This is a genomic window from Bacillus cereus group sp. BfR-BA-01408 (assembly GCF_022663305.1).
GTDB lineage: Bacteria > Bacillota > Bacilli > Bacillales > Bacillaceae_G > Bacillus_A > Bacillus_A pacificus.
In genome coordinates this window covers 1-845 of sequence record NZ_JAKUFF010000172.1, presented here as the reverse complement: position 1 = coordinate 845, position 845 = coordinate 1, and the positions used below count along the sequence as shown (strand labels likewise).

Below are 845 nucleotides of genomic sequence, written 5' to 3'. Positions count from 1 at the left end.
CCCGCCACTTAACACCCTTACGGGTCGTTTGAAGTGGGGGCTTGCGTCTGTCGGAGTTCGACAGTGCTTCTACCCTCATAGAGAGCAACTACGCTTATTCCTACCCAGTAGTACGAACGAGCAATGCTCTCCTACCTTAGTATGGTGGAGCATAAGGACGGTTGACTTCGCCCCTACCACAAGAGCTATACTCCTGTGGTAACTACACTGATATGCTTAATTCCCTTACGGTGTAGATTCATCGCACCAATACGGTCATCATTTGATTGGTATTGGCAATTTTTACACTTAAAAGTGTGTAGCTTTTTATTACGATTCGCTTTTTCAATGTTTCCGCACTTAGGGCAAGTTTGGGAAGTATATTTGGGGTCTACCACAATTACCTTTTGTCCATTCAATTCAGCTTTATACTCAAGCATTTGACGGAACTGATAGAAAGCCCAAGATACAGAAACATAGCGGTTTTTCACTCGTACTTTCTCTGTCGCAGAACGAACCCCTGTTAAGTCTTCTAAAACAAACATAGTACCTCTAGGGTATGCCTCAACGAGTGCCTTTGTAATTTGATGGTTTACATCAGTTACATAACGGTTTTCTCTTGAGCCAATTTGTTTTATTTTCTTACGAGAAGATGGTGTTTGTCGTGTTTGTAATTGCTTACGAGTAGCTTTAAATTTACCACGCTTATGTTTAACAATATTTCCGTTGTAGAAGGTTGTTTTGCCCTGACTATCATAAGTGGTTGCAAGGAAGTTGATTCCTAAATCAACACCAACGATGTTGTTTACATCTGCGAAATCTAATGTTTGGTACTCTTTTGTCATCGGGATATGTAAGAACCACTT

The 845-nt window shown here is 40.9% G+C and carries 1 protein-coding gene; it reads right to left on the bottom strand.

Annotation, left to right across the window (positions count from 1 at the left end):
• Window positions 1-185: 185 nt before the first annotated feature.
• Window positions 186-845 (bottom strand): RNA-guided endonuclease TnpB family protein (locus tag MR083_RS26660; RefSeq protein ID WP_242270093.1); only part of this gene is annotated, 660 nt, incomplete at its 5' end.